The sequence below is a fragment of the Streptomyces griseobrunneus genome (genome assembly GCF_046713465.1).
Taxonomy (GTDB): domain Bacteria; phylum Actinomycetota; class Actinomycetes; order Streptomycetales; family Streptomycetaceae; genus Streptomyces; species Streptomyces microflavus.
This window is the reverse complement of sequence record NZ_CP177080.1, coordinates 3756453-3780576: the sequence shown is the minus strand read 5'-3', so window position 1 is coordinate 3780576 and position 24124 is coordinate 3756453. Positions and strand designations below refer to the sequence as shown.

Sequence of the window (24124 nt, the reverse complement as noted above, 5' to 3'; positions counted from 1 at the left end):
CATGTTCCCGGAAGATCGTCCGGAGAGGCCCCGCAGGTCGTTCGGCGGGGCGGGTGGGTGGACGGGTGGGTGGACCTGAGGGGGTGGGGATCCGCTAAGGTGGGCGTCAGCCCCTCACGTGGCGCTATCTGACTGAACTCCCCCAGGGCCGGAAGGCAGCAAGGGTAGGTTGGCTCTGGCGGGTGCGTGGGGGGCCCTTTGCGTTCCGGGGCGGTGTGTTCCGGGACCGGTGACTTACGGGCTTACGGGGCTGTGTTCTGGCGCCCCAGCTGGGGCGGGGGCCCCCGCGAGGGGCGTGTGGGGCCGGTTGTCAGTCCGCCCCGATAACCTCGTAGATGTGTCGTCCCTTGCGCTGTACCGCCGCTACCGCCCCGAGTCGTTCGCCGAGGTCATCGGTCAGGAGCATGTCACTGACCCGCTCCAGCAGGCCCTGCGGAACAACCGGGTCAATCACGCGTACCTGTTCAGCGGGCCGCGCGGCTGTGGAAAGACGACCAGTGCGCGCATCCTCGCCCGCTGTCTGAACTGCGAGCAGGGGCCCACGCCGACCCCGTGCGGGGAGTGCCAGTCGTGCCAGGACCTCGCGCGCAACGGGCCGGGTTCCATCGATGTCATCGAGATCGACGCGGCTTCGCACGGTGGTGTGGACGACGCCCGTGACCTGCGCGAGAAGGCGTTCTTCGGACCCGCCTCCAGCCGCTACAAGATCTACATCATCGACGAGGCCCACATGGTCACCCCGGCAGGGTTCAACGCCCTGCTGAAGGTGGTCGAGGAGCCGCCGGAGCACCTCAAGTTCATCTTCGCGACCACCGAGCCCGAGAAGGTCATCGGGACGATCCGGTCGCGTACGCACCACTATCCGTTCCGGCTCGTTCCTCCTGGGACCCTGCGCAGCTATCTCGCCGACGTCTGCGGGCGGGAGAACAGCGCCGTCGAGGACGGTGTCCTGCCGCTCGTCGTGCGGGCCGGGGCCGGGTCCGTGCGCGACTCCATGTCCGTCATGGACCAGCTGCTGGCCGGTGCGGCCGACGACGGTGTGACGTATGCCATGGCGACCTCGCTCCTCGGGTACACGGACTCCTCGCTGCTCGACTCGGTCATCGACGCCTTCGCCGCCGGTGACGGGGCCGCCGCCTTCGAGGTCGTGGACCGGGTCATCGAGGGCGGCAACGATCCCCGTCGGTTCGTGGCGGATCTCCTGGAGCGGCTGCGCGACCTGGTGATCCTGGCCGCCGTGCCCGACGCGGGGGAGAAGGGGCTCATCGACGCCCCCGCCGATGTCGTCGAGCGGATGCAGGCCCAGGCCTCCGTCTTCGGTGCCGCCGAGCTCAGCCGCGCCGCCGACCTGGTCAACGACGGGCTCACCGAGATGCGCGGCGCCACCTCGCCGCGCCTCCAGGTGGAGCTGATCTGCGCCCGGGTCCTGCTCCCCGCCGCCTTCGACGACGAGCGGTCGATGCAGGCCCGGCTCGACCGGCTGGAGCGCGGTGCGTCCGCCGCCGCTGCCGCCTCGTTCGCGGCGCCGCCCGCCGCCGCTGTTCCGATGGGGTACGTTCCCGGGCCCGAGGCCCACGCCCCGCAGGCCCACGTGCCCCAGGACCCTCACGTCCAGGCCCACGCCCCGCAGGCCGTTCCCGCGGCCCCCGCAGGTCCGGACGCCGCCCGTGCCACCGTGCGGGGCGAGGCGCCGGCCCCCGCGCCCTCCGCCTATGCACCGCCCAGCGCCGCCCCGGCCACCCAGGCCCCGGCCGAGCCCGCAGCGGCCCCCCAGCCCCCCGCCGAGGACCCCGGTCCCGGGCAGCGGCCCGGGTCCTGGCCCACCGCGGCCGGCGGTGAGCAGGCCCGGCGCCCAGGAGGCTGGCCCACCGCGTCCGCCCCCGGCAGCGGCCCCGCCGCCCCGCCCGCGCCCACACCCGCACCGAGCTATTCCGCCCCGGCGGCCCCCTCCGCACCGGCCGCCCCGGCGGCGGGCGGCCAGGGCATGGCCCAGGGCGCCGGCCAGGTCCGGAGCATGTGGCCCGACATCCTGGAGGCGGTGAAGAACAAGCGCCGCTTCACCTGGATCCTGCTAAGCCAGAACGCCCAGGTGACCGGGTTCGACGGGACCACCCTCCAGATCGGCTTCATCAACGCGGGCGCCCGCGACAACTTCGCCAGCAGCGGCAGCGAGGAAGTCCTCAAGCAGGCACTCGCCGAGCGGTTCAACGCCCAGTGGAGGGTCGAAGCGGTCGTCGACGCCTCCGGCGGTGGTGCGGCGCCCCCGCCCCCCGGCGGCGGACGCCCCCCGGCCCCGCAGTACCAGCCCGCCCCGACGCCCTCACCCAGCACCCCGACCCCGACGGCGTACGAGGGCAACCCGGCGCACGCCCCCCAGCAGCACACGCAACAGCAGCCCCACCAGTCCCAGCAGTCCCCGTCCTCCTCCGCGCCGCAGCAGGGCCGGAGCGCGGCCCCGCCCGCCCCCGAGCCCTCACACGGCGGTTACGCGTCGGAGCCGCCGCGCTCCGTGGCCCCCGAGGACGACACCGCGGAGGCCGACGACCCGGATCTCGTCGACTCCGCCCTCTCCGGCCACGAGCTGATCGTCCGCGAGCTGGGCGCCACCGTGGTGGAGGAGTTCAACAACGAGCAGTAGCCCCCGGGCGGGCGGAGCGACCGTCCACCGGCCGAGCGGCCTTCCACGGGCGGAGCCGCCTTCCAAGGGCCGAGCGGCCGCCCACGGACCGGCGGCCGTCCGGGCCCACCGCCCCCGGCGGCTAGGCTGCACCCCGTGAAGGTCCTCGTCATCGGCGGCGGCGCCCGCGAACACGCCCTGTGCCGCTCTCTGTCCCTCGACCCCGATGTCACCGCTCTGTACTGCGCCCCCGGCAACGCCGGCATCGCAGAGGTGGCCGAACTGCACCCGGTCGACGCGCTCGACGGTGACGCCGTCGCGCGCCTCGCGACCGGTCTGGGCGCCGAGCTGGTGGTCGTCGGCCCGGAGGCGCCGCTCGTCGCCGGGGTCGCCGACGCCGTGCGCGCGGCCGGCATCCCCTGCTTCGGCCCCTCCGGCGAAGCCGCCCAGCTCGAAGGCTCCAAGGCGTTCGCCAAGGACGTCATGGCCGGGGCCGGTGTCCCCACCGCCCGCAGCTACGTCTGCACCACCCCCGCGGAGATCGACGAGGCCCTCGACGCCTTCGGCGCCCCGTACGTCGTCAAGGACGACGGCCTCGCGGCGGGCAAGGGCGTCGTCGTCACCGACGACCTCGCCGCCGCCCGCGACCACGCGCTCTCCTGCGACCGTGTGGTCATCGAGGAGTTCCTCGACGGCCCCGAGGTCAGCCTCTTCGCCATCACCGACGGCACCACCGTGCTGCCGCTCCAGCCCGCCCAGGACTTCAAGCGCGCACTGGACGGCGACGAGGGCCCGAACACCGGCGGCATGGGCGCCTACTCCCCGCTCCCGTGGGCCGACCCCAAGCTGGTCGACGAGGTCCTCGAAAGCGTCCTCCAGCCGACCGTCGACGAGCTCCGCCGCCGGGGTACGCCCTTCTCCGGGCTGCTCTACGCGGGCCTCGCGATCACCTCGCGCGGGGTGCGGGTCATCGAGTTCAACGCCCGCTTCGGCGACCCCGAGACCCAGGTCGTGCTGGCCCGGCTCCGGACCCCGCTGGCCGGTGTCCTGCTGGCCTCCGCCAACGGCACCCTGGATGTGCTCCCGCCGCTGACCTGGCGCGACGACGCGGCGGTCACCGTCGTGATCGCCTCGCACAACTACCCGGACACCCCGCGCACCGGCGACCCGATCGACGGGCTCGCGGATGTCGCGGCGCAGGATGCGCCGGACGCGTACGTCCTGCACGCCGGGACCCGTGCCGAGGGCGGCGCGGTCCTCAGCGCGGGCGGCCGGGTCCTCTCGGTGACCGCGACCGGCAAGGACCTCGCAGCGGCCCGTGAGCGCGCCTACACCGCGCTCGGCCGCATCCGCCTCGACGGCTCCCAGCACCGGACGGACATCGCCCTGAAGGCCGCCGGGGGCTGATCCCGCCGACGACCGCTTCCCACCCCGGCCCCTCCCGCCTCCCCCGCACGCCACCGGCGTACGCGGGCAGGCGCGAGGGGCTGTTCCATACAGACAGCATGGAGCCGGCAGGGCCGGCATGGGGCGTGCAGGGGGGAGCAGCCCGCGTACGCCGGTGGCGGCCCACCGCCCATACGGACGCGGACACGTCAGCAGCTTTACCCAAAGCCATTCCATCGGGTGACGACTGGGCCAGACGGATGACGCCCGCCGGGGCCCCAACTAGGGTGCGGCGCAAGCGTTCCGGCACTTGGCCCACCGGCATTGCGATGTCGGTGGCTGGTGCCACAGTGGGGGAGTGAGCAACACCGTCGCGGGGCAGAGGGGGTGACATCCGGCCGTGTCCGGTATCGACGTGGGTGAGGAGCTGGGTGCGCGGGCCGCACAGGCCCGAGCGCTCGCCCTGCTGCGGATCCGCAGCAGGGCACTGGCCGTGGTGATCACGCCCGCGGCCGTGGCCGTCGTGCTGTTCGCCGCGGGCGCCCAAGGGCATCTCGGCGGACCCTTCTGGGACGGCGTGCGCTGGGCCCTGGCCGCTGTCGCCGTCGTGGTGCTGCTGGTGGCCGCCGCGGTCGCGGTGTCCGTCGCACGGGCGCGGCCCGCCGTGAGCCCGACCGTCCCCGTGGCGGAGGAGGGGGCCCCCGATCTCTACCGGCTGGTCCGGGATCTGGCCGACCGGCTCGGTGTCCCCGCGCCCTCGGCCATAGCGCTGACCCCGGACTGCGACAGCTGGCTGGAGGACCGCACGCACCGATTCCACCGTGCCCCCCCTGCCCACCGAGGAGGAGCCGGGCGGGAGGCCAAGGAGACGGCCCCCGTCCTGGTGATCGGCTCCCCCTTCCTGTGGTGGATGCGGGTCGCCGAGCTCCGCGCGGTCCTCGCCCCCGTCGTGGCGGGCACCGACTCGTCCGCGCACCCCGACATAGCCGCCGCCCGGCGCTTCGTCCGCGGTCTGGACGCCGCGGTGGCCGACGGCGCCGCCCCCGGCCGGGGGGCGCTGCGCGGGGCGCCGGTCACCTTCGCCGGCTGGGTCGCCCGGCTGCTGCTGCGCGCCTGCCGGGAGCATGCCGCCGAGATGGAGCGGTGCGTGGCGGCCACGGCCTCCATGCGCGCCCAGGGCGTCGACTACGCGCTCCGCATCGCCGCCCAGGAGCAGGTCGGCCTTGCCTACGCGGGCTGGGACCGGTTGCTGACCCGGGTCGCGCTGCCCGCTTGGCGGATGGGCCGCTGGCCCTCCCGGCTGGACGCCGGGGTGGTCTCCGCCCTCACCGAGCTCTCCCGCCGCGACCGGCTGGCCGACGGCTTCACCTCGCGCCTGGGCGAGCGCCCCGCGTGCGACCTGCTCGAAGAGCCCGGCGTCGCCGACGAGGCCACCTCCCTGCTCGCCGCCCGCCTCTTCCACGGCGGCCCGGCGGAGAGCGGTCCGGGCTGGGCGCCGGTGGACTGGCAGCAGTATCCGGAAGAGGTCGTGGACCGGAAGTGGCGTACGGAGGCGGCCCGGCTGCACCGGGTGCTCGACGCCATGGGCGTACCCCCGGCGTCCGCGGCCGATCCGGCGGTCCCCACCCTGGCCCGTGTCATGGAGCACCTGGCCGGTCCCGGCGGGCCCGGGGAGGAGCTCGCGGCGGGCATCGGCGCGGCGGTCGCCCGCGACGACGCCCGGGCCCCCGCCCCCGGACCGGTCCAGCAGGCGCAGGCCGGCGCCGGCCCCGACCCCCTGGACCTCTGGGGCCCCGACCCGCTCCCCCTCTTCCCGCTCCAGCCGCCGCGTACGGGTACGGAGCTGCTCGCCGACCACGTCGCGGCCATGGTGTGCTGCGCGGCCGTGGACACGGCGGGCGCGGCCCCCGGCCTCGACTGGCTGGACGGCCCCGCACTGCTCGTCGACGGCGAGCGCCGGGCGGACCTGGCGACGCCCGTCCTCAGCCTGGTCGAGGACGGCGATCCGGATCCGCTGCGGTCCTGGCTGGCCGAGGTGGGGGTCCGCTCCGACAAGCCCGTACGCCTGGTCTGAAAGGCGGCAGGGGCCAGCAGAGACGGGAAGAGGCCGGAAGAGAAGGTTCCGTTCACGTCAATTCGCGACGAAGGGTGACGGAGTGCGTGCGTTATGTGATGTGCTGGGGATCGGCGCTGACATCGTGCGCGCCGGAGTTGTCCGGGGGACCTGAGGGAGGGGCGCGGCATGGGGGCGGAGCAGATTCGCCGGTGGGAGTCGGGCGCCCTCGCGCACGCGGTGAGCGACCCCTTCGGACAGGGCCCGCTGCCCTGGCTGCGCGGCAGCGAGAACTACTTCGACGACACCGGCCAGGTCGTCCCCTGGTACGCCGACCTCGGCCGGGGCACCGGCGGCGGCACCCGTACCGCCGACGACGTCCGCCGGCAGATCAAGGGCTTCGTCTCCCCCGGAGCGGCGGCCCCCGGTGAGGCCATCGACTTCCACATCACCGTGGACCCGCCCCAGCAGTTCTCCGTCGACGTCTACCGGATCGGTCATTACGGCGGTGACGGCGCGGCCAAGATCACCACGAGCCCGCGCCTCTCCGGCATCGTCCAGCCGCCGCCCCTCGCCGCCGACCGGACCGTCTCCTGCCACCACTGGTGGATGTCCTGGCGGCTCCAGATCCCCAGCTACTGGTCGGTCGGCGCGTATGTGGCCGTCCTGACGACCGCCGACGGGTACCGCTCGCACATCCCGTTCACTGTCCGCCACGACCACCCCGCCGACCTGCTGCTCCTGCTCCCGGACATCACCTGGCAGGCGTACAACCTCTATCCGGAGGACGGCCGCACCGGCGCCAGCCTCTACCACGCGTGGGACGAGCGGGGGCGGCTGCTCGGTGAGGAGGACGCCGCCGTCACGATCTCCTTCGACCGCCCGTACGCCGGGGCTGGGCTGCCGCTGCACGTGGGGCACGCCTACGACTTCATCCGCTGGGCCGAGCGGTACGGCTACGACCTCGCCTACGCCGACGCCCGCGATCTGCACGCGGGCCGCATCGACCCCAGCCGCTACCGGGGCCTGGTCTTCCCCGGCCACGACGAGTACTGGTCGACGCCCATGCGCCGGGCCGCCGAGCGCGCCCGCGACTCCGGCACCTCGCTCGTCTTCCTCTCCGCCAACACCATGTACTGGCAGGTGGGCCTCGCCCTCTCCGCCTCCGGTGTCCCCGACCGGCTGATGACCTGCCGCAAACGCCGGGGGCCGGGGAAGTCCGCGCTGTGGCGCGAGGTGGACAGGCCCGAGCAGCAGCTCCTGGGCATCCAGTACGCGGGCCGGGTGCCCGAGCCCAGCCCGCTGGTCGTGCGCAACGCCGAGCACTGGCTCTGGGACTCCACGGGCGCGGCCGACGGCGACGAGATCGCGGGCCTGGTCGCCGGTGAGGCCGACCGCTACTTCCCCCGTACGAGCCTGCCCGAGCACGACAAGCGGATCCTGCTCGCCCACTCCCCGTACCGGGACTCCGAGGGCGCCACCCGCCACCAGGAGACCTCGCTCTACCAGGCCCCCTCCGGCGCGCTCGTCTTCGCCTCAGGCACCTTCGCCTGGTCCCCGGCCCTGGACCGGCCCGGCCACACCGACCCCCGGATCCAGCGGGCGACGGCCAACCTCCTCGACCGGATCTGCAAGCGGGACTGACCGATCTGCAGGCGGGACTGACCGGATCCGCAAGGGCGACTGGCCGCGACCGGGCCCCGTGCGCGCTCCGCCCCCTCCGTACGGGACAATCGGAACCGCTCCTGGATCAATCTACGCGGAGGCACCGTGTCCGGTTTTGTAGAAAAGCCCGAGCCCGTACAGGTTCCGGGCCTCACCCACCTGCACACCGGCAAGGTGCGTGACCTGTACCGGAACGAGGCGGGCGACCTCGTCATGGTCGCCAGCGACCGTATCTCCGCGTACGACTGGGTCCTGCCCACCGAGATCCCCGACAAGGGCCGCGTCCTCACCCGGCTCTCGCTCTGGTGGTTCGACCAGCTCGCCGACCTCGTGCCCAACCACGTCATCTCCACCGAGCTGCCCCCGGGCGCCCCGGCGGACTGGGCGGGCCGCACCCTCATCTGCAAGTCGCTGCGCATGGTCCAGGTCGAGTGCGTGGCTCGCGGCTATCTGACCGGCTCCGGGCTCGTGGAGTACAACGCCACCCGTACGGTCTGCGGCATCGGCCTCCCCGAGGGCCTGGTCGACGGCTCCGAGCTGCCCGGCCCGATCTTCACCCCGGCCACCAAGGCGGCCGTCGGCGACCACGACGAGAACGTGAGCTACGAGGAGATCGCCCGCGAGGTCGGCGTGGAGACCGCCGCCGAGCTGCGGCGCACGACGCTCGACGTCTACCGCCGGGCCCGGGACATCGCCCACAACCGGGGGATCGTCCTGGCCGACACCAAGTTCGAGTTCGGCTTCGAGAAGACCGCGGACGGCGGCGAGCGGCTGATCATCGCCGACGAGGTGCTGACCCCGGACTCCTCGCGCTTCTGGCCCGCCGCCACCTGGAAGCCGGGCCGCGCGCAGCCGTCGTACGACAAGCAGTTCGTCCGTGACTGGCTGACCTCGCCGGCCTCCGGCTGGGACCGCGCGAGCGAGCAGCCGCCGCCGGCGCTGCCGCAGGAGATCGTGGACGCGACCCGCGCCAAGTACATCGAGGCGTACGAGGTCCTCACCGGCACCGGCTGGTCGTAGCCGACGGAGACGTGAAGAAGGCCCCGGTCCTCAAGGACCGGGGCCTTCTTCGTGTGGAGCGGACGACCAGGTTCGAACTGGCGACCTCAACCTTGGCAAGGTTGCGCTCTACCAACTGAGCTACGTCCGCACTGCGCCGAAGCGCGATGCTTACTATACCCAACCCCGCTCGCGTGCGAGACGCACCGCCGTGTGCCGGTTCTCCGCACCGATCTTGGAGGCGGCGGAGGACAGGTAGTTGCGCACCGTCCCCTGCGAGAGCGAGGCCCGCTCCGCGATCTCCGCGACCGGCGCCCCGTCCGCCGCCAGTTCGAGCACCTCGGCCTCCCGGGCGGTCAGTGGGGAGTCCCCGGCGGAGATCGCGTCGGCCGCCAACTCCGGATCGACATAACGGTTTCCGGCGTGGACGGTACGGATGATCTCGGCGAGCCGCCGGGCGCTGACGGTCTTCGGGACGAACCCGCGTACGCCGGCGGCCAGCGCCCGCTTGAGGTGCCCGGGGCGGCCGTGGCTGGTCACGATCATGGTGCGGCAGCCGGGCAGTTCCGTACGGAGCGATGTGGCGACCTTCACACCGTCCGCGCCCGGCATCTGGAGGTCGAGGACGGCGACATCGGGGCGGTGCGCCAGGGCCATCGCGAGCGCCTCGGGGCCGCTCGCCGCCTCCGCGACCACGATGAGGTCGTCCTCCAGGGCGAGCAGCGCGGCCAGGGCGCCCCGGATCAGGTGCTCGTCGTCGGCGAGCAGGACCCGCAGGGGTCGGTCCGGACCTTCGGTGGTCATCGTTCCTCCGGGAGGGCGGCAAGGCCGGTGGGGGTCATCGTTCCTCCGGGATGGCCGTACGGCCGGTGGTCATCGCTTCTCCGGGAGGGCGGTGGGGCCGGGAGTGGTCATCGTTCCTCCGGAGAGATGGATCGGGGGGCGGGGGAGGGGAGGCCGGGCGGAACCGTGAGCGGGACCGTCGCCGTGACGCGGAACAGGCCGTCCCCGGCCGCTCCGGCCTCCAGCGACCCGCCCAGGGCCGCGAGCCGTTCGCGCAGCCCGGCCAGACCGGAGCCGCCGCCGCTCGTCCCGGCGGCCTCCGCGGAGTCGGTGGCCCCGTCGTTCTCGACCTCCAGGACGACCGCGCCCGCCGCCCTGGTGAGCCGGATCACGCAGTGCCGGGGGTCGCCGTGGCGCAGGACGTTGGTCGCCGCCTCGCGGACCACCCAGCCCAGGGCAGCCTGGATCGCCGGGGGCGCCCCGATCCCCGCCGGGCCGTCGGCGCCCTCGACGGTGCAGGAGATCCCGGCTGCCTCCAGCACACCCTTGGCGCCCAGGAGTTCGGTGGGCAGGTCGGCCTCGCGGTAGCCCCGTACGACATCGCGTACCTCCTGCTGGGAGGCGCGGGCGATCCGCTGCACCTCGACCATCTGATCCACGGCCGCCGCGTTGCCGCGCTGGGCCAGCTCCACGGCCAGCTCGCTCTTCAGCGCGATCACCGCCAGGTTCCGGCCCAGCACGTCGTGCATGTCCCGGCCGAACCGCAGCCGCTCCTCCGCCACCGCGAGCCGGGCCTGCATGTCCCGTGCGTCCTCGGCCTGCCACATCACGCTCATGCTCCAGGCGCTCGGCCGGGTGGAGGTGAGCACCAGCAGGAAGACGACGACCAGCGAGAGGGCCGCCCCGAACAGCAGGCCGCCGGGCACTCCGACGGCCGCCAGCAGCGCGACGACGACCACCGCGAAGGCCGCGCAGCGCAGCAGGTACGTCCGGACGGGGACGAGGAGCACGTACGGGATCGTGAACGCCACGGGCAGGTCCAGCACCAGCAGGGCCAGCCCCTCGTCCTTGATGCCGCCCACCGCCGCGAGGGCCACCAGCAGGCCGGTCAGCACTGCCAGCAGCGCGGCCGGCAGGCGCAGCCGCCGCATCGGGAAGGGCTCCGCCCCCCGGTAGTGGGCGAAGGAGAGGCTCACGTTGCGGTTGCTCAGCAGGCACTGGACGGCGTTCACGACGAAGAACGCTCCGCCCAGGGCCATCGCCGCCGGGCCGCGGTCCAGGGTCGCGCCGAGCGGCAGCAGACCCCAGGTCACGAGGAAGATCCAGGGGAGCGCGCAGAGCGTGACCCGGGTGTAGAGGTCGATGCGCTGGAGCTTGGTGCGCTCCGTCCAGCCGCGCCGCCAGCCCCGTACTCGCCCGATCACCTCGGTCAGCTCCTTCATGTCGTCCCCGTGGCCGTGGCCGTGACCGATTCCGGTGCTCAGCCGCGCGGGTCCCAGCGGAACCACCGCTGCACAGCAAACACCGCGAACGCGGTCCAGGCCAGCGCCGCCACGGCCGCGGTGAGCAGGTCGCCGCCCTCCACACCGCCGAGCCAGCCGTGCCGGATGAGGGTCATCACGCCGGTCAGCGGCAGCAGTTCGAACACCGAGGCCAGGCCGTCCGGGAAGATGTCCAGCGGGACGAAGATCCCGGAGGCGAAGAGCGAGACGAAGAACAGCGGCAACGTGGTGAGCTGCGAGGTCTGGACCGTCCGGGTCACCGCGGAGGTCGCGGCCGCCAGGCCGGACATCATCACGAGACCCACCAGCAGACCCGCCAGGAACAGCTCGGGCTGCTTCGGCGCGCTCAGGTCGAAGGCGACCGCGCCGGCCGCGACCAGCAGCACGACCTGGAGGAGAGCCAGCGCGACGGCGGGCAGCGCGTTGGCGGCCAGGATCTCGCGGTCGGTGACCTCACCGGTGCGCAGCCGCTTGAGAACGAGTTCCTCGCGCCGGGTGACGTACCCGGTGACGAGGGTCATGTAGACGACCTGGACCAGCACGATGCCGATGCCGCCGGTGAGGGCGGCGCCCGCGATGGAGAGGCCGGTGCCGGCGAGGTCGATCTGCTGGAGCGAGGCCCGGATCGAGAAGATCATCACGATCGGCAGCACCAGGGCCACGAAGATCGCGGAGCGGTTGCGGACCAGCAGGATCAGCTCGGCGCGGGCGAGGGCGGTGAGCCGCCGGGCGGAGGCGGAGGCCTTCGAGGGGGATGAGGGGGAGCGGCCGGGGGCCGTGCGGTCGTCCGCGAGGACGGTGGGCGTCGTCATGCCGTCACCTTCTTCTTCGTCTCGTCCATGGGCTTGGCCCCTGCCCGGCGCGGGTCGTCGGCCCGGGAGCGGAGCTGCGTGTTCGCGATCTGGAGGAACGCCTCCTCCAGGGAGGCGGAACGGGCGTCGAGCCCGAGCAGGTGGACGCCCGACTCCCGTGCCCAGCCGAGGAGTTCGTGCAGCGACTCCTGGAGCGCGGAGGTGCGGATCTCGATCCGCTGCCCCTCGGCGGCCGCCCGCAGCGTGAGCGGAAGGTGCCCGGCCGGTACGCCGTCGGGCAGCGTGAACCGGATCCTGGCGGGCTGCGACGCGGTGACCTCGGCGGTCGTCCCGGCCGTCACGATCTGCCCCTGGTGCATGATCGCCAGCCGGTCCGCGAGCGCCTCGGCCTCTTCCAGGTAGTGCGTGGTCAGCAGTACGGTCGTGCCGCCGTCCCGGAGCGCCCGGATCAGGTCCCAGGTGTCGCGGCGGCCCTCGGCGTCCAGCCCTGTCGTCGGCTCGTCCAGGAAGAGGACCTCGGGCCGCGAGGTCAGGGCGAGCGCCAGGTCCAGGCGCCGCTTCTCGCCGCCGGAGAGCTGCTTGACCCGCACCCCGGTCCGGCTGGTGAGGCCGACCATCTCCAGGGCCTCGGCGGCGGGGCGGGCGCCGGTGGTGCACGCCGACCACATCCGCGCGGTCTCCATGACGGTGAGGTCGGAGGGGAAGCCGCCCTCCTGGAGCATCACCCCGGTCCGGGGCCGGACGGCGGCGCGTTCGCGGTACGGGTCGTGGCCGAGGACCTTGATGGTCCCGGAGGTCGGGAGCGCCAGCCCTTCCAGGAGCTCCACGGTGGAGGTCTTGCCGGCACCGTTCGTCCCGAGCAGGGCGAACAGTTCACCGCGGGCCACGGAGAAGGAGACCCCGGAGACGGCCTCGAAGCCGTCCTTGTAGCTGCGGCGGACCCCGTCCGCCGCGATCACCGTCTCCGCGTCTGCCGGGCCACCTGTCGTTCGGTCGCTGAGAAAGTCTTGGCTGGTCATGCTTCAAGCTTTCCGCCGGACCGGGCCCGCGAGCAGTGCGCGCTGTCACCACTGCTCATGACAAACGTCATGGGAAGCGCCGGGGGACGTCAGGGGGGAAGTCCGGAGAACGACAAAGGCCCTGACCGAAATCGGTCAGGGCCTTTGTCTCTGTGGAGCGGACGACCAGGTTCGAACTGGCGACCTCAACCTTGGCAAGGTTGCGCTCTACCAACTGAGCTACGTCCGCAGTGCAGCCACTCGGCTTTCACCGGTGGAGCGAGCACTACTCTACCTGATCCAACTGAGTGGTCCGAAGAGTCGTGCAGAGCGGGTGACAGGAATTGCACACTGCGCCTTCCCCCTGGAAGGGGGATGTTCTACTACTGAACTACACCCGCACGCGGCTCGGGATCCGGCCTTTCGGCCTCGCCCCTCGGCGTGCTCCAGACTCTAGCCGACCTGCAGGGGTGTCGCGCAAGTCGGCTCCCGGCGGGTCCCCCGGAGCGGGTGGCGGGGCGGCTCCCCGGACCCCGGTCCCGCTCCTGCGCAGCCCGCCTGACGGAGCGTCCGCCGCCGGGGCCGGAGCCCTCGGGGTGCCGTGCCCCCGGGAAAGCCCCGGCCCGTCCGGCGCTCACCTCAGTCGGCCGCGTTGAACGCCTCGTAGACCTTCTTCGGGATCCGGCCGCGGGCCGGCACCTCCATCCGGTGCGAGCGGGCCCAGGCGCGGACGGCCGCGGGGTCCGGGGCGAGGGAGGTGTGGTGGTACGACGCGGGAGTCCTGCCGTGCTTACTGGCATTTGTCTGCTTTCGACCGGCCGCCATGTAAGGGGCCAGGGCCTTCCGCAGTTTCTTCGCGTTGGCGGGATTGAGGTCGATCTCGTACGTCTTCCCGTCCAGGGCGAAGGTGACCGTTTCCGCCGCTGTTCCCCCGTCGATGTCGTCGGAGAGCGTAACCACTACGCGCTGGGCCACGGATATCGGTCCTTTCCTACGGCGTCGGCGCGTCGGGCGTGCGCCGGTGGGCCGGCCTTCCGGCTGTTAGGCGGATACGGATCGACTGATGTCGACAGTTCCGGTGTTCCCGGGGCAATGCTGCTTTCCCCGGTAATCATTTGTACAGCGGTTGGCACCGCATTGTGAAGCCCAGCCAATTACATCCGCGTGTCCGTGCGCAATCCGGCGGGTGATTTTTTCCCAGGACTTTTCTCGCACCTTGTCGCGGCCGATATCCCGGCGTGATCTGCGCCGAGCCCCCGGTGGCTGTGCCCCACGTCCGTTCCGTCCTATATCTACCCGCGTAGAATTTTCGGCCAGGTACGCTGAGTGGACCCGCGGGGGTCTGGGGAACCCCCCGGAGAGACAGCCGCACCACACCACCACACCGGGAGTGCCAGTGGCACGCGTCGTAGTCGACGTCATGCTCAAGCCGGAGATCCTCGACCCGCAGGGACAGGCGGTGCAGCGCGCGCTGCCCCGTCTCGGCTTTGAGGGAATCGCGGACGTTCGTCAGGGAAAGCGTTTCGAGCTGGAGGTCGAGGGGCCGGTGGACGACGCCGCCCTCGCCCGTATTAACGAGATGGCCGAGACCTTCCTCGCCAACACCGTCATCGAGGACTTCACCGTGAAGGTGGAGGAGGAGAAGTGACCACCCGTATCGGCGTCGTCACTTTTCCCGGCACCCTCGACGATCAGGACGCGCTGAGGGCCGTCCGGATCGCGGGCGCCGAGCCCGTATCGCTCTGGCACCGTGACAGGGACCTGCACCAGGTCGACGCGGTCGTCCTGGCCGGCGGTTTCTCCTACGGGGACTACCTGCGGGCCGGTGCGATCTCGCGCTTCTCGCCGGTGATGGAGCCGCTCATCGAGCAGGCGAAGGCCGGTATGCCGGTCCTCGGCATCTGCAACGGCTTCCAGATCCTGACCGAGGCGCACCTGCTGCCCGGCGCGATGCTGCGCAACAACCACCTGCACTTCATCTGCCGCGACCAGAAGCTGCGGGTGGAGAACGCGGAGACCGCCTGGACCTCGGACTACAGCGCCGGCCAGGAGATCCAGGTCCCGCTCAAGAACATGGACGGCCGGTACACCGCCGACGAGCACACGCTCGACGAGCTGGAGGCCGAGGGCCGCGTCGCCTTCCGCTACCTGGACGGCAACCCCAACGGCTCGCTCCGCGACATCGCGGGCATCACCAACGCGGCGGGCAACATCGTCGGCCTGATGCCGCACCCGGAGCACGCCGTGGAGCCGCTCATCGGCACCGGCCGCACCGACGGCCTCGGTTTCTTCACCTCGATCATCAAGAAGCTGGTCAACGCATGAGCCTGGATACGGTCAAGCACGCGGCCGAGACCCCGGACGCCGAGCAGCCCTGGAAGGAGCTCGGCCTCAAGGAGGACGAGTACGCCCGGATCCGCGAGATCCTGGGCCGCCGTCCCACCGGCGCCGAGCTCGCCATGTACTCGGTGATGTGGTCGGAGCACTGTTCGTACAAGAGCAGCAAGGTCCACCTCAAGCAGTTCGGCGAGAAGGTCCCCGCCAACGACGCGATGCTCGTCGGCATCGGTGAGAACGCGGGCGTCGTGGACGTCGGCCAGGGGTACGCGGTCACCTTCAAGGTCGAGTCGCACAACCACCCGTCGTACATCGAGCCCTACCAGGGCGCGGCCACCGGTATCGGCGGCATCGTGCGCGACATCCTCGCCATGGGTGCCCGCCCGATCGCGGTCGTGGACCCGCTGCGCTTCGGCGCCGCCGACCACCCCGACACCAAGCGCGTCCTGCCGGGCGTCGTCGCGGGCATCGGCGGCTACGGCAACTGCCTGGGCCTGCCCAACATCGGCGGCGAGGTCGTCTTCGACTCCTGCTACCAGGGCAACCCGCTGGTCAACGCCGGCTGCATCGGCGTGATGAAGCACGAGGACATCCACCTCGCGCAGGCCTCGGGCCCCGGCAACAAGGTCATCCTGTACGGCGCCCGCACCGGCGGCGACGGCATCGGCGGCGTCTCCGTGCTGGCCTCGGAGACCTTCGAGTCCACCGGCCCCGCCAAGCGCCCCGCCGTCCAGGTCGGCGACCCGTTCCAGGAGAAGCTCCTCATCGAGTGCACCCTGGAGATCTTCAAGGAGAAGCTCGTCGCGGGCATCCAGGACCTCGGCGGCGCCGGGCTCTCCTGCGCCACCAGCGAGCTGGCCTCCGCCGGTTCCGGTGGCATGCGCGTCGAGCTGGACACCGTGCCGCTGCGCGACTCCTCCCTCTCGCCCGAGGAAATCCTCATGAGCGAGTCGCAGGAGCGCATGTGCGCGATCGTCGAGCCCCAGCACGTCGACCGCTTCCTCGAGATCTGCGAGAAGTGGGATGTCATCGCCACCGTCATCGGTGAGGTGACCGAGGGCTCCCAGCTGGAGATCTTCTGGCACGGCGAGCAGATCGTGGACGTCCCGCCGCGCTCGGTCGCCCACGACGGCCCGGTCTACCACCGCCCGTACGCCCGCCCGTCCTGGCAGGACGCGCTCCAGGCGGACGACGCCGGCAAGCTCCCCCGCCCGGCGAACGCGGCCGAGCTGCGCGAGCAGGTCCTCAAGCTGGTCGCCTCCCCGAACCAGGCTTCCAAGGCGTGGATCACCGACCAGTACGACCGCTTCGTGCAGGGCAACACCGTGCTGGCGATGCCCGAGGACGCGGGCATGGTCCGCATCGACGCCGAGACGAACCTGGGCGTGGCGATGGCGACCGACGGCAACGGCCGGTACGCCAAGCTCGACCCGTACACCGGCGCGCAGCTCGCGCTGGCGGAGTCGTACCGCAACGTCGCCGCCTCCGGCGCCAAGCCGCTCGCCATCTCGGACTGCCTCAACTTCGGTTCGCCCGAGGACCCGGACGTCATGTGGCAGTTCGCCGAGGCCACCCGCGGTCTCGCGGACGGCTGCCTGGAGCTGGGCACCCCGGTCACCGGTGGCAACGTCTCGCTCTACAACCAGACCGGTGAGACGGCGATCCACCCGACGCCGGTCGTGGCCGTGCTCGGTGTGATCGACGACGTCACCCGGCGTACGCCGGTCGCGTTCGCCGAAGAGGGCCAGCTCCTCTACCTGCTGGGCGACACCCACGAGGAGTTCGGCGGCTCGGCCTGGTCCGAGGTCGTCCACCAGCACCTCGGCGGCCTGCCGCCCAAGGTGGACCTCGGCCGGGAGAAGCTGCTCGCCGAGATCCTCATCTCGGCCTCCCGCGACGGCATGATCGACGCGGCGCACGACCTGAGCGACGGCGGCCTGATCCAGGCGGTCACCGAGTCCTGCCTGCGCGGCGGGAAGGGTGCACGGCTGGTCGTGCCGGACGGCCTGGACACGTTCACGTTCCTCTTCTCCGAGTCGGCGGGGCGCGCGGTCGTCTCGATCCCGCGCAGCGAGGAGCTCCGCTTCAACGACATGTGCGGCGCACGGGGTCTGCCCGTCGCCCGCATCGGTGTCGTGGACGGCGAAGAGATCGAGATCCAGGGCGAGTTCTCCATTCCGCTGAGCGAGCTCCGTACGGCGCACGAGGCGACGATCCCCGCGCTGCTCGCCTGAGCCGCGCGCCGACCGGCGTTTACCGAAGCCCCCGCCCGGGTCCTCCGGACGGGGGCTTCGGCTTTCCCTCGAACCTTCTTGATGGAAATTACGTAATTACGTAAGGTTGGTGTCATGGAGCTGGAGCAGCGGGTCGCCGAGCTGGAGAGGCGGCTCACGGCGCTGGAGCGGCAGGACCGTGAGTCCCCCCGCCTGGGCGACGGTGATTTCTGGGCTTTGAGCGGGCTGAAACAGCAGCTCGCCGACGTCGGGGAGGCCGCGGCCGACGGGGGAGTGCTCTTCACCGGAGCGGTCCGGCTGCCCACCGGCGAGCAGTACGAGTGGCAGTACGGGGCCCTCACCGGCGCGCTCCTCGAAGGGGACGGCGAGGCGGGTGAGGAGCGGCCCGACGACGCGTCGGCGACGGCGGATTCGCTCGCCGCGCTCGGCCACCCCGTACGGCTGCGCCTGCTCCGCGAGATCCTCGGCGGCCGCCGCACCGCCGCCGAACTGGCCGCGCTCGACGCGGTCGGCACCACCGGCCAGATCTACCACCACCTGCGCCAGCTGACCGGCGCGGGCTGGCTCCGCACGGCCGGCCGCGGCCGGTACGAGGTGCCGGCCGCCCGGGTGGTGCCGCTGCTGGTGGTGCTGGCGGCGGCGAGGCCGTAGAACCGTCCGGAAACAGGGGGGAAGTGATCATGTCCGTCCGCAAAGCCATGATGGTGCTCTACCGCGTGTGCTGGCTCGTCTTCGTGGCGCTGGTGCTCATCGGGGTCTTCGCCGAGCCGCTGCTGCCCTTCGGCCTAACCTTCGTGCCCGCGGTCGTGGCCGTGGTCATCGGGTTCACGCTGAGCCGCAGCGGCCCGAGGGAGGCGTTGAAGGACCGCCCCGCCGTGGAGGTCGATCCGCCGGTGACCGGCCGTTGGTCCGCCCTGAACAGCCCGGCGGACAAGGTGCCGAGCCACGGGACACACGTGTACGGGCAGACGTACGCGATCGACATCGTGGCCGAGCCCGAGACCGGTGACGGCGAGTCCCCGGCCCGCCCCCCGTTCCGCTTGTTCTGGCCGGTCGTCCGGCGCAACCGCGACTTCCCGGCTTTCGGCGCCCCACTGCTCGCGGTGGCGGACGCCACGGTCGTCCGGGCGAGCGCCGGCCGGCGCGACCACCTGAGCCGCAACTCGCTGCCCGCGCTCGCCTATCTGATGCTGATCGAGGGCGCCGTACGGGACATGCTCGGCGCCCGGCGGATCATCGGCAACCACGTGATCCTGGACCTCGGCGAGGGTACGTACGCCGTCTACGCCCACGTACAGCGCGGCTCGCTCCAGGTGAGGGCCGGGGACACCGTCCGGGCCGGGCAGCCGATCGCCCGTGTCGGGAACTCCGGCAACACCACCGAACCTCACCTCCACTTCCACCTCATGGACGGCCCCGATCCCGACGACGCCCGGGGCGTCCCCTTCACCTGGCGGGGCATCGGGGTCCCGGCGAACGGCGAGACGTTCACCGTCGGAGAGCGGGCCGAGCAGACCCGGCCGGGGGATGTCGGTGGGGCCCGTTAGTCTCGGCCCCATGCCCCCGGCCAAGAAGCGCCCGCGCGCCTACGACCACCTCAGGACCCGGACGGCGGTCCTCGCCCAGTTCGCCCATGTCCGTGACGCCGTCGCCGAGTTGACGCCCGAGCAGCTAGCCCGGCCTACCCGGCTCGGCGACTGGACGGTGCGCGAGCTCGCCGCGCATGTCGCGATGGTCCTGGGCAGCGTGAGCCGCTCCCTGGCCCTGCCCGAGCCACCGGGACCCAAGCCCGGACTCACGCTCCTGGAATGGCCGCCCGCCACCTCGGCGTACGCCGCCCGGATCGCGGAGGACGTCGAGGACCTGGCGACCGACCGCCCCGACCTCACCACGCTGTACGGGGAGGTCGAGGCGGCATTCCTCGCGGACGTCCCGGCCTCCGGGACGGGGGAGCGGCTGCTGCCCACCCGGGTCGGCACCATGCGCCTGGCCGACTTCCTGGTCACCCGGACCGTCGAGCTGATCGTCCACACCGACGACCTCAACGAGGCGCTCGGGGCGGAGATCCCGTACGACCGGCAGGCCCTGGCCGCCTGCACCCGGCTGCTGGCGGACACCCTCGCGGACCGGGCGCCCGGCGGTTCGGTCGAGGTGCGCGTCCCGCCGTTCGCGGTGGTCCAGTGCATCGGCGGCCCCAAGCACACCCGGGGCACCCCGCCCAACGTCGTCGAGACCGGCCCGCTGACCTGGATCCGCCTCGCCACCGGGCGTACGGAGTGGGCGCGGGCCCTGGAGAACGCCGAGGTCAGCGCGAGTGGCGAGCGCGCCGATCTGGCGGAGCTGCTGCCCCTGATGGGCTGACGGACACAAGGCGACGGAACCGGATCGGGGCCCCGTTCCGTCACATCGCCATGCACACACAACGTATGGCAGTCAGCGTCAGCGTCCTGGCCCTCCTCACCCTCGCCGCCTGCGGTACGGAGTCGGGTTCCGGCTCCGGCTCCGGTGACGGCGGTGACACCGTGCAGAGCGATGTGCCCGTCACGGGGGTGGCGTGGAGCGTCGACTCCCTGACCGTCGACGGGAAGAAGACCGAGGCCCCGGAGGGCTCCCGGCTGGAGATCGACCCGAAGGGCCGGGCCAAGGCCGGCTTCGGCTGCAACCACATCAGCGCGGACGCCCGCGTGGAGGGCGACCGGATCACCTTCGGCAAGCCCGTCTCCACGCAGATGGCGTGCGACGAGACCACCGAGAAGGCCGAGAAGGCCGCCCTCGCCGCGATGGACGGCGAACTCACCGCGAAGCTCTCCGGCGAGAAGCTGACCCTCACCACCGAGGGCGGCGACACCATCGCGCTCAGCGAGGAGAAGCCGGCCGGCCTGGTGGGCACGCGGTGGGCGGTGAACACGCTGCTCAGCGGAGAGACGGCGACATCCGTGCCCGCCGACCTGCCGAAGGAGCGGGTGCCCCACCTGACCTTCGGCGAGGACGGCACGGTGCACGGCAACTCCGGCTGCAACTCCTTCCACGGCAAGGCGGCGGTCAAGGGCTCCACGATCGGCTTCGGCCCGCCGGCCGGCACCCGGAAGATGTGCCCGGAGGCCGAGATGGAGGTGGAGCGCGCGGTCCTCGCGGCCCTGGACGGCCCGGCGACGTACACGATCAAGGGCAGCACGCTCACCGTCACGTCGAAGGACGGCAAGGGCATCGGCGCCACGGCCACCCCGGCGAAGAGCGAGGGCACCCAGGAACAGGGCTGAACCCGGCTCCCGGGTGTGAGGCTCACCACGAAACGAGCGTTCGGCCAGCGGCCGGGGCGGGTCCGGGGCAGGTTCACCGAGCGCCACGGCCGGACGGCCGCCGCCCGGTCGCCGCAGAGAGTCGCTACCGGTCGGTAACCGTTCTCCGGCCCGGGAGCGAGCGCCGCACCCGCTCCCCGGGGAATCCGGCACCCGCGCAGCGGTCACACAGGGTCACCGGCCGAAGTCCCGCGAATCGCCCGCCCGGCGCGGCGGGCGGACCCGTTCCCCGTGCTCCGCACCGGCTCTGCCGACCGGTCCCCAATTCGGACCAGTGGTCGATCTCGCCTACACTCGGTGCCGTGCCCCGTGGTGATGGACGACTCAACCACGACCTGCTCCCCGGAGAGAAAGGCCCCCAGGACGCTTGTGGCGTCTTCGGTGTCTGGGCTCCGGGTGAAGAGGTCGCCAAGCTCACCTATTTCGGACTGTATGCCCTGCAGCACCGCGGACAGGAATCCGCGGGCATCGCAGTGAGCAACGGGTCCCAGATCCTCGTCTTCAAGGACATGGGACTGGTCTCGCAGGTCTTCGACGAAACGTCTCTGGGTTCCCTCCAGGGCCATATCGCGGTCGGTCATGCCCGCTACTCCACCACCGGTGCCTCGGTGTGGGAGAACGCGCAGCCGACGTTCCGTGCCACCGCGCACGGCTCGATCGCCCTCGGCCACAACGGGAACCTGGTCAACACGGCCCAGCTCGCGGAGATGGTCGCCGACCTCCCCCGCAAGGACGGCCGCGCCACCCAGGTCGCCGCGACCAACGACACCGACCTGGTGACCGCACTGCTCGCCGGGCAGCGCGACGAGAACGACAAGCCCCTCACCATCGAGGAAGCCGCCGCCAAGGTGCTTCCCGACGTCAAGGGCGCGTTCTCGCTCGTCTTCATGGACGAGCACACCCTCTATGCCGCCCGTGACCCGCAGGGCATCCGCCCGCTGGTGCTCGGCCGGCTGGAGCGCGGCTGGGTGGTCGCCTCCGAGTCCGCCGCGCTCGACATCTGCGGCGCCAGCTACGTACGCGAGATCGAGCCGGGTGAGCTCGTCGCCATCGACGAGAACGGCCTGCGCACCTCCCGATTCGCAGAAGCGAAGCCCAAGGGCTGTGTCTTCGAGTACGTCTACCTGGCCCGTCCCGACACCGACATCGCCGGCCGGAACGTCTACCTCTCCCGGGTGGAGATGGGCCGCCGACTGGCCGCCGAAGCCCCCGCCGAGGCGGATCTGGTCATAGCGACCCCGGAATCCGGCACCCCCGCCGCGATCGGGTACGCGGAGGCCAGCGGTATCCCGTTCGGCGCCGGACTGGTGAAGAACGCCTACGTCGGCCGGACCTTCATCCAGCCCTCGCAGACCATCCGCCAGCTCGGTATCCGGCTCAAGCTGAACCCGCTCAAGGAAGTCATCAAGGGCAAGCGCCTGGTGGTCGTCGACGACTCGATCGTCCGCGGCAACACCCAGCGCGCACTGGTCCGGATGCTCCGCGAGGCCGGGGCCGCCGAGATCCACATCCGGATCTCCTCGCCGCCGGTCAAGTGGCCCTGCTTCTTCGGCATCGACTTCGCGACCCGCGCCGAGCTGATCGCCAACGGCATGACCGTCGACGAGATCTGCACCTCGATGGGGGCCGACTCCCTGTCGTACATCTCGATCGACGCGATGATCGAGGCGACCACGATCGACAAGCCCAACCTGTGCCGCGCCTGCTTCGACGGTGAGTACCCGATGGAGCTCCCGGACCCGGAGCTGCTCGGCAAGCAGCTGCTGGAGACCGAGCTGGCGGCAGGGCCCGCGGCCACCGCCGCGGCCGACGCGCTGCGCCGTCCGTGACCCGGACGCGCGGCCGCCTCCCCCACCAGCCCCGTATCTCCACACGAAAGATCCCAGGCCATGTCTGAGACAACAGGTGCTTCCTACGCGGCGGCCGGAGTCGACATCGAAGCCGGTGACCGCGCCGTCGAGCTGATGAAGGAGTGGGTGAAGAAGACGCAGCGCCCCGAGGTCGCGGGCCTCGGCGGTCTCGGCGGCTTCGCCGGCCTCTTCGACGCCTCGGCGCTCAAGCGCTACGAGCGCCCGCTCCTGGCCTCCGCCACCGACGGTGTCGGCACCAAGGTGGACCTGGCGCGTCAGATGGGCGTGTACGACACCATCGGCCACGACCTCGTCGGCATGGTCGTGGACGACCTCGTCGTCTGCGGGGCCGAGCCGCTCTTCATGACCGACTACATCTGCGTCGGCAAGGTGCACCCCGAGCGTGTCGCGGCCATCGTGAAGGGCATCGCCGAAGGCTGTGTCCTCGCGGGCTGCGCCCTGGTCGGCGGCGAGACGGCCGAGCACCCGGGTCTCCTCGGCCCGGACGACTTCGACGTCGCGGGAGCCGGTACGGGCGTGGTCGAGGCCGACCGCCTGCTCGGCCCGGACCGTATCCGCAAGGGTGACGCCGTCATCGCGATGGCGTCCTCCGGACTTCACTCGAACGGGTACTCGCTCGTCCGCCACGTGGTCTTCGACCGGGCCGGCTGGACGCTGGACCGCGAGGTCGAGGAGTTCGGCCGGACGCTCGGCGAGGAGCTCCTGGAGCCCACCCGGATCTACTCGCTGGACTGCCTGGCGCTCACCCGCACGACCGAGGTGCACGGCTTCAGCCACGTCACCGGCGGCGGCCTGGCGAACAACCTGGCCCGGGTCATCCCGGACGGGCTGCACGCCACCGTGGACCGGTCCACCTGGACGCCGGGCGCGGTCTTCGACCTGGTCGGCAAGGCCGGGAACGTGGAGCAGCTGGAGCTGGAGAAGACGCTGAACATGGGCGTCGGCATGATCGCGATCGTCCCGGCCGACTCGGTGGACGCGGCGCTCACGACCCTGTCCGACCGCGGCGTCGACTCCTGGGTCGCCGGTGAGATCACCGACCGCGGTGACCACGCCACGGGCGCCGAGCTGACCGGCAGCTACGCACGCTAGGCCGTACGCCGTGGTGTGCCGGGCCGCCCGGCCCGGCACACCACGCACGGCGGAGCCGATCGGGGGCGGGGTGCCCACCCTGGTCCGGGACAGCTCGCGCACCCCGGATCAGGACGCAGAAAAGCTCCGGACCGGGACGTACGGATCCGATCCGGATCGGGACACACAGAACCCGGCCCGGGGCAGGCCCGGACCGGGTTGATGTGTCAGCGCGAGGTCAAGCGCCGCGGCGCTGCGACGAGGGGCCGGACTGATCGTCCTGATCCTCGCCATCGTCCTCGTTGTAGCGATCCGCGTACTGTGCGTACGGGTCATCTTCCTCGTCGTCGTCCTCGAACGGCTCAGCGTTCGGTGGCTGACTCGAAGGAGATGCGCCCAGCTCATTGGCCAGACGCGACAGGTCCGTTCCGCCGCTGCTGTACTTCAGCTGGCGGGCGACCTTGGTCTGCTTGGCCTTTGCCCGGCCGCGCCCCATG

Annotated in this window: 20 protein-coding genes, 3 tRNA genes and 1 other RNA gene; 15 read left to right on the top strand and 9 right to left on the bottom strand. The window is 72.0% G+C overall.

The window, feature by feature from the left end:
• Positions 1–105: 105 nt before the first annotated feature.
• The 6 genes from ffs to ACK8N7_RS17215 all read left to right on the top strand — a co-directional run bounded on the left by ffs (position 106) and on the right by ACK8N7_RS17215 (position 8741).
• Positions 106–202: signal recognition particle sRNA small type (ffs, locus tag ACK8N7_RS17240), an RNA gene on the top strand.
• Between the two features lie 135 nt (positions 203–337).
• Complete coding sequence (locus ACK8N7_RS17235) at positions 338–2638, top strand: DNA polymerase III subunit gamma and tau (RefSeq protein ID WP_500443075.1); 2301 nt, start codon at positions 338–340, stop codon at positions 2636–2638.
• A 135-nt stretch (positions 2639–2773) separates the two neighbouring features.
• Positions 2774–4024, top strand: coding sequence for a phosphoribosylamine--glycine ligase (purD, locus tag ACK8N7_RS17230; protein WP_356171219.1), 1251 nt, complete (start codon positions 2774–2776; stop codon positions 4022–4024).
• 379 nt (positions 4025–4403) lie between these two features.
• A complete protein-coding gene (locus ACK8N7_RS17225) occupies positions 4404–6077 on the top strand; it encodes a M48 family metalloprotease (protein ID WP_500443073.1) in 1674 nt (557 codons plus the stop codon).
• Between the two features lie 168 nt (positions 6078–6245).
• Positions 6246–7700, top strand: a complete 1455-nt coding sequence (locus ACK8N7_RS17220) for a N,N-dimethylformamidase beta subunit family domain-containing protein (RefSeq protein WP_403218141.1) — start codon at positions 6246–6248, stop codon at positions 7698–7700.
• A 126-nt stretch (positions 7701–7826) separates the two neighbouring features.
• Complete coding sequence (locus ACK8N7_RS17215; RefSeq protein ID WP_403218142.1) at positions 7827–8741, top strand: phosphoribosylaminoimidazolesuccinocarboxamide synthase; 915 nt, start codon at positions 7827–7829, stop codon at positions 8739–8741.
• Between the two features lie 54 nt (positions 8742–8795).
• Here ACK8N7_RS17215 and ACK8N7_RS17210 read toward each other — a convergent pair.
• From ACK8N7_RS17210 to ACK8N7_RS17175, 8 genes are all read right to left on the bottom strand, one after another.
• Positions 8796–8871, bottom strand: a tRNA-Gly gene (locus ACK8N7_RS17210).
• A gap of 23 nt (positions 8872–8894) precedes the next feature.
• Entirely contained in the window at positions 8895–9524 is a 630-nt protein-coding gene (locus tag ACK8N7_RS17205; RefSeq protein ID WP_015610103.1) for a response regulator transcription factor, read from the bottom strand.
• A 107-nt stretch (positions 9525–9631) separates the two neighbouring features.
• The gene (locus ACK8N7_RS17200) at positions 9632–10945 is read right to left on the bottom strand and encodes a sensor histidine kinase (RefSeq protein ID WP_403218143.1); all 1314 of its coding nucleotides are present in this window, start codon (positions 10943–10945) and stop codon (positions 9632–9634) included.
• Between the two features lie 38 nt (positions 10946–10983).
• Positions 10984–11817, bottom strand: a complete 834-nt coding sequence (locus ACK8N7_RS17195; protein ID WP_500443070.1) for an ABC transporter permease — start codon at positions 11815–11817, stop codon at positions 10984–10986.
• Positions 11814–12836 (bottom strand): ABC transporter ATP-binding protein, encoded by a 1023-nt coding sequence (locus ACK8N7_RS17190; RefSeq protein WP_500443068.1) that lies wholly within the window; start codon positions 12834–12836, stop codon positions 11814–11816. Before ACK8N7_RS17190 ends, ACK8N7_RS17195 begins: the two co-directional genes overlap by 4 nt.
• A 153-nt stretch (positions 12837–12989) precedes the next feature.
• A tRNA-Gly gene (locus ACK8N7_RS17185) sits at positions 12990–13065 on the bottom strand.
• Between the two features lie 79 nt (positions 13066–13144).
• Positions 13145–13216: transfer RNA gene (locus ACK8N7_RS17180), tRNA-Gly, on the bottom strand.
• 238 nt (positions 13217–13454) lie between these two features.
• Entirely contained in the window at positions 13455–13790 is a 336-nt protein-coding gene (locus tag ACK8N7_RS17175; RefSeq protein ID WP_015610107.1) for a histone-like nucleoid-structuring protein Lsr2, read from the bottom strand.
• 421 nt (positions 13791–14211) lie between these two features.
• On the opposite strand from ACK8N7_RS17175, the gene purS reads away from it, so the two are divergent.
• From purS to purM, 9 genes are all read left to right on the top strand, one after another.
• Entirely contained in the window at positions 14212–14463 is a 252-nt protein-coding gene (purS, locus tag ACK8N7_RS17170; RefSeq protein WP_015610108.1) for a phosphoribosylformylglycinamidine synthase subunit PurS, read from the top strand.
• The gene (purQ, locus tag ACK8N7_RS17165) at positions 14460–15140 is read left to right on the top strand and encodes a phosphoribosylformylglycinamidine synthase subunit PurQ (RefSeq protein WP_403218146.1); all 681 of its coding nucleotides are present in this window, start codon (positions 14460–14462) and stop codon (positions 15138–15140) included. The genes purS and purQ overlap by 4 nt, the downstream gene beginning before the upstream one ends.
• Entirely contained in the window at positions 15137–17386 is a 2250-nt protein-coding gene (purL, locus tag ACK8N7_RS17160) for a phosphoribosylformylglycinamidine synthase subunit PurL (RefSeq protein WP_500443065.1), read from the top strand. Before purQ ends, purL begins: the two co-directional genes overlap by 4 nt.
• Positions 17387–17500: 114 nt before the next feature.
• A complete protein-coding gene (locus ACK8N7_RS17155) occupies positions 17501–18037 on the top strand; it encodes an ArsR/SmtB family transcription factor (protein WP_500443063.1) in 537 nt (178 codons plus the stop codon).
• Between the two features lie 29 nt (positions 18038–18066).
• Positions 18067–18933, top strand: coding sequence for a M23 family metallopeptidase (locus ACK8N7_RS17150; RefSeq protein WP_500443061.1), 867 nt, complete (start codon positions 18067–18069; stop codon positions 18931–18933).
• A 10-nt stretch (positions 18934–18943) separates the two neighbouring features.
• A complete protein-coding gene (locus ACK8N7_RS17145; RefSeq protein ID WP_500443059.1) occupies positions 18944–19747 on the top strand; it encodes a maleylpyruvate isomerase family mycothiol-dependent enzyme in 804 nt (267 codons plus the stop codon).
• Positions 19748–19797: 50 nt separating this feature from the next.
• Entirely contained in the window at positions 19798–20646 is an 849-nt protein-coding gene (locus tag ACK8N7_RS17140; RefSeq protein ID WP_403218151.1) for an META domain-containing protein, read from the top strand.
• Between the two features lie 341 nt (positions 20647–20987).
• Positions 20988–22514 carry an amidophosphoribosyltransferase gene (purF, locus tag ACK8N7_RS17135; RefSeq protein WP_015610115.1) on the top strand — a complete coding sequence of 509 codons (1527 nt, stop codon included), beginning with the start codon at positions 20988–20990 and terminating at the stop codon, positions 22512–22514.
• Positions 22515–22574: 60 nt separating this feature from the next.
• Positions 22575–23648 (top strand): phosphoribosylformylglycinamidine cyclo-ligase, encoded by a 1074-nt coding sequence (gene purM, locus ACK8N7_RS17130; RefSeq protein WP_015610116.1) that lies wholly within the window; start codon positions 22575–22577, stop codon positions 23646–23648.
• Between the two features lie 217 nt (positions 23649–23865).
• On the opposite strand, the gene ACK8N7_RS17125 is transcribed toward purM, so the two are convergent.
• Positions 23866–24123, bottom strand: coding sequence for a DUF3073 domain-containing protein (locus ACK8N7_RS17125; protein WP_031126291.1), 258 nt, complete (start codon positions 24121–24123; stop codon positions 23866–23868).
• Between the last annotated feature and the right edge of the window lies 1 nt (position 24124).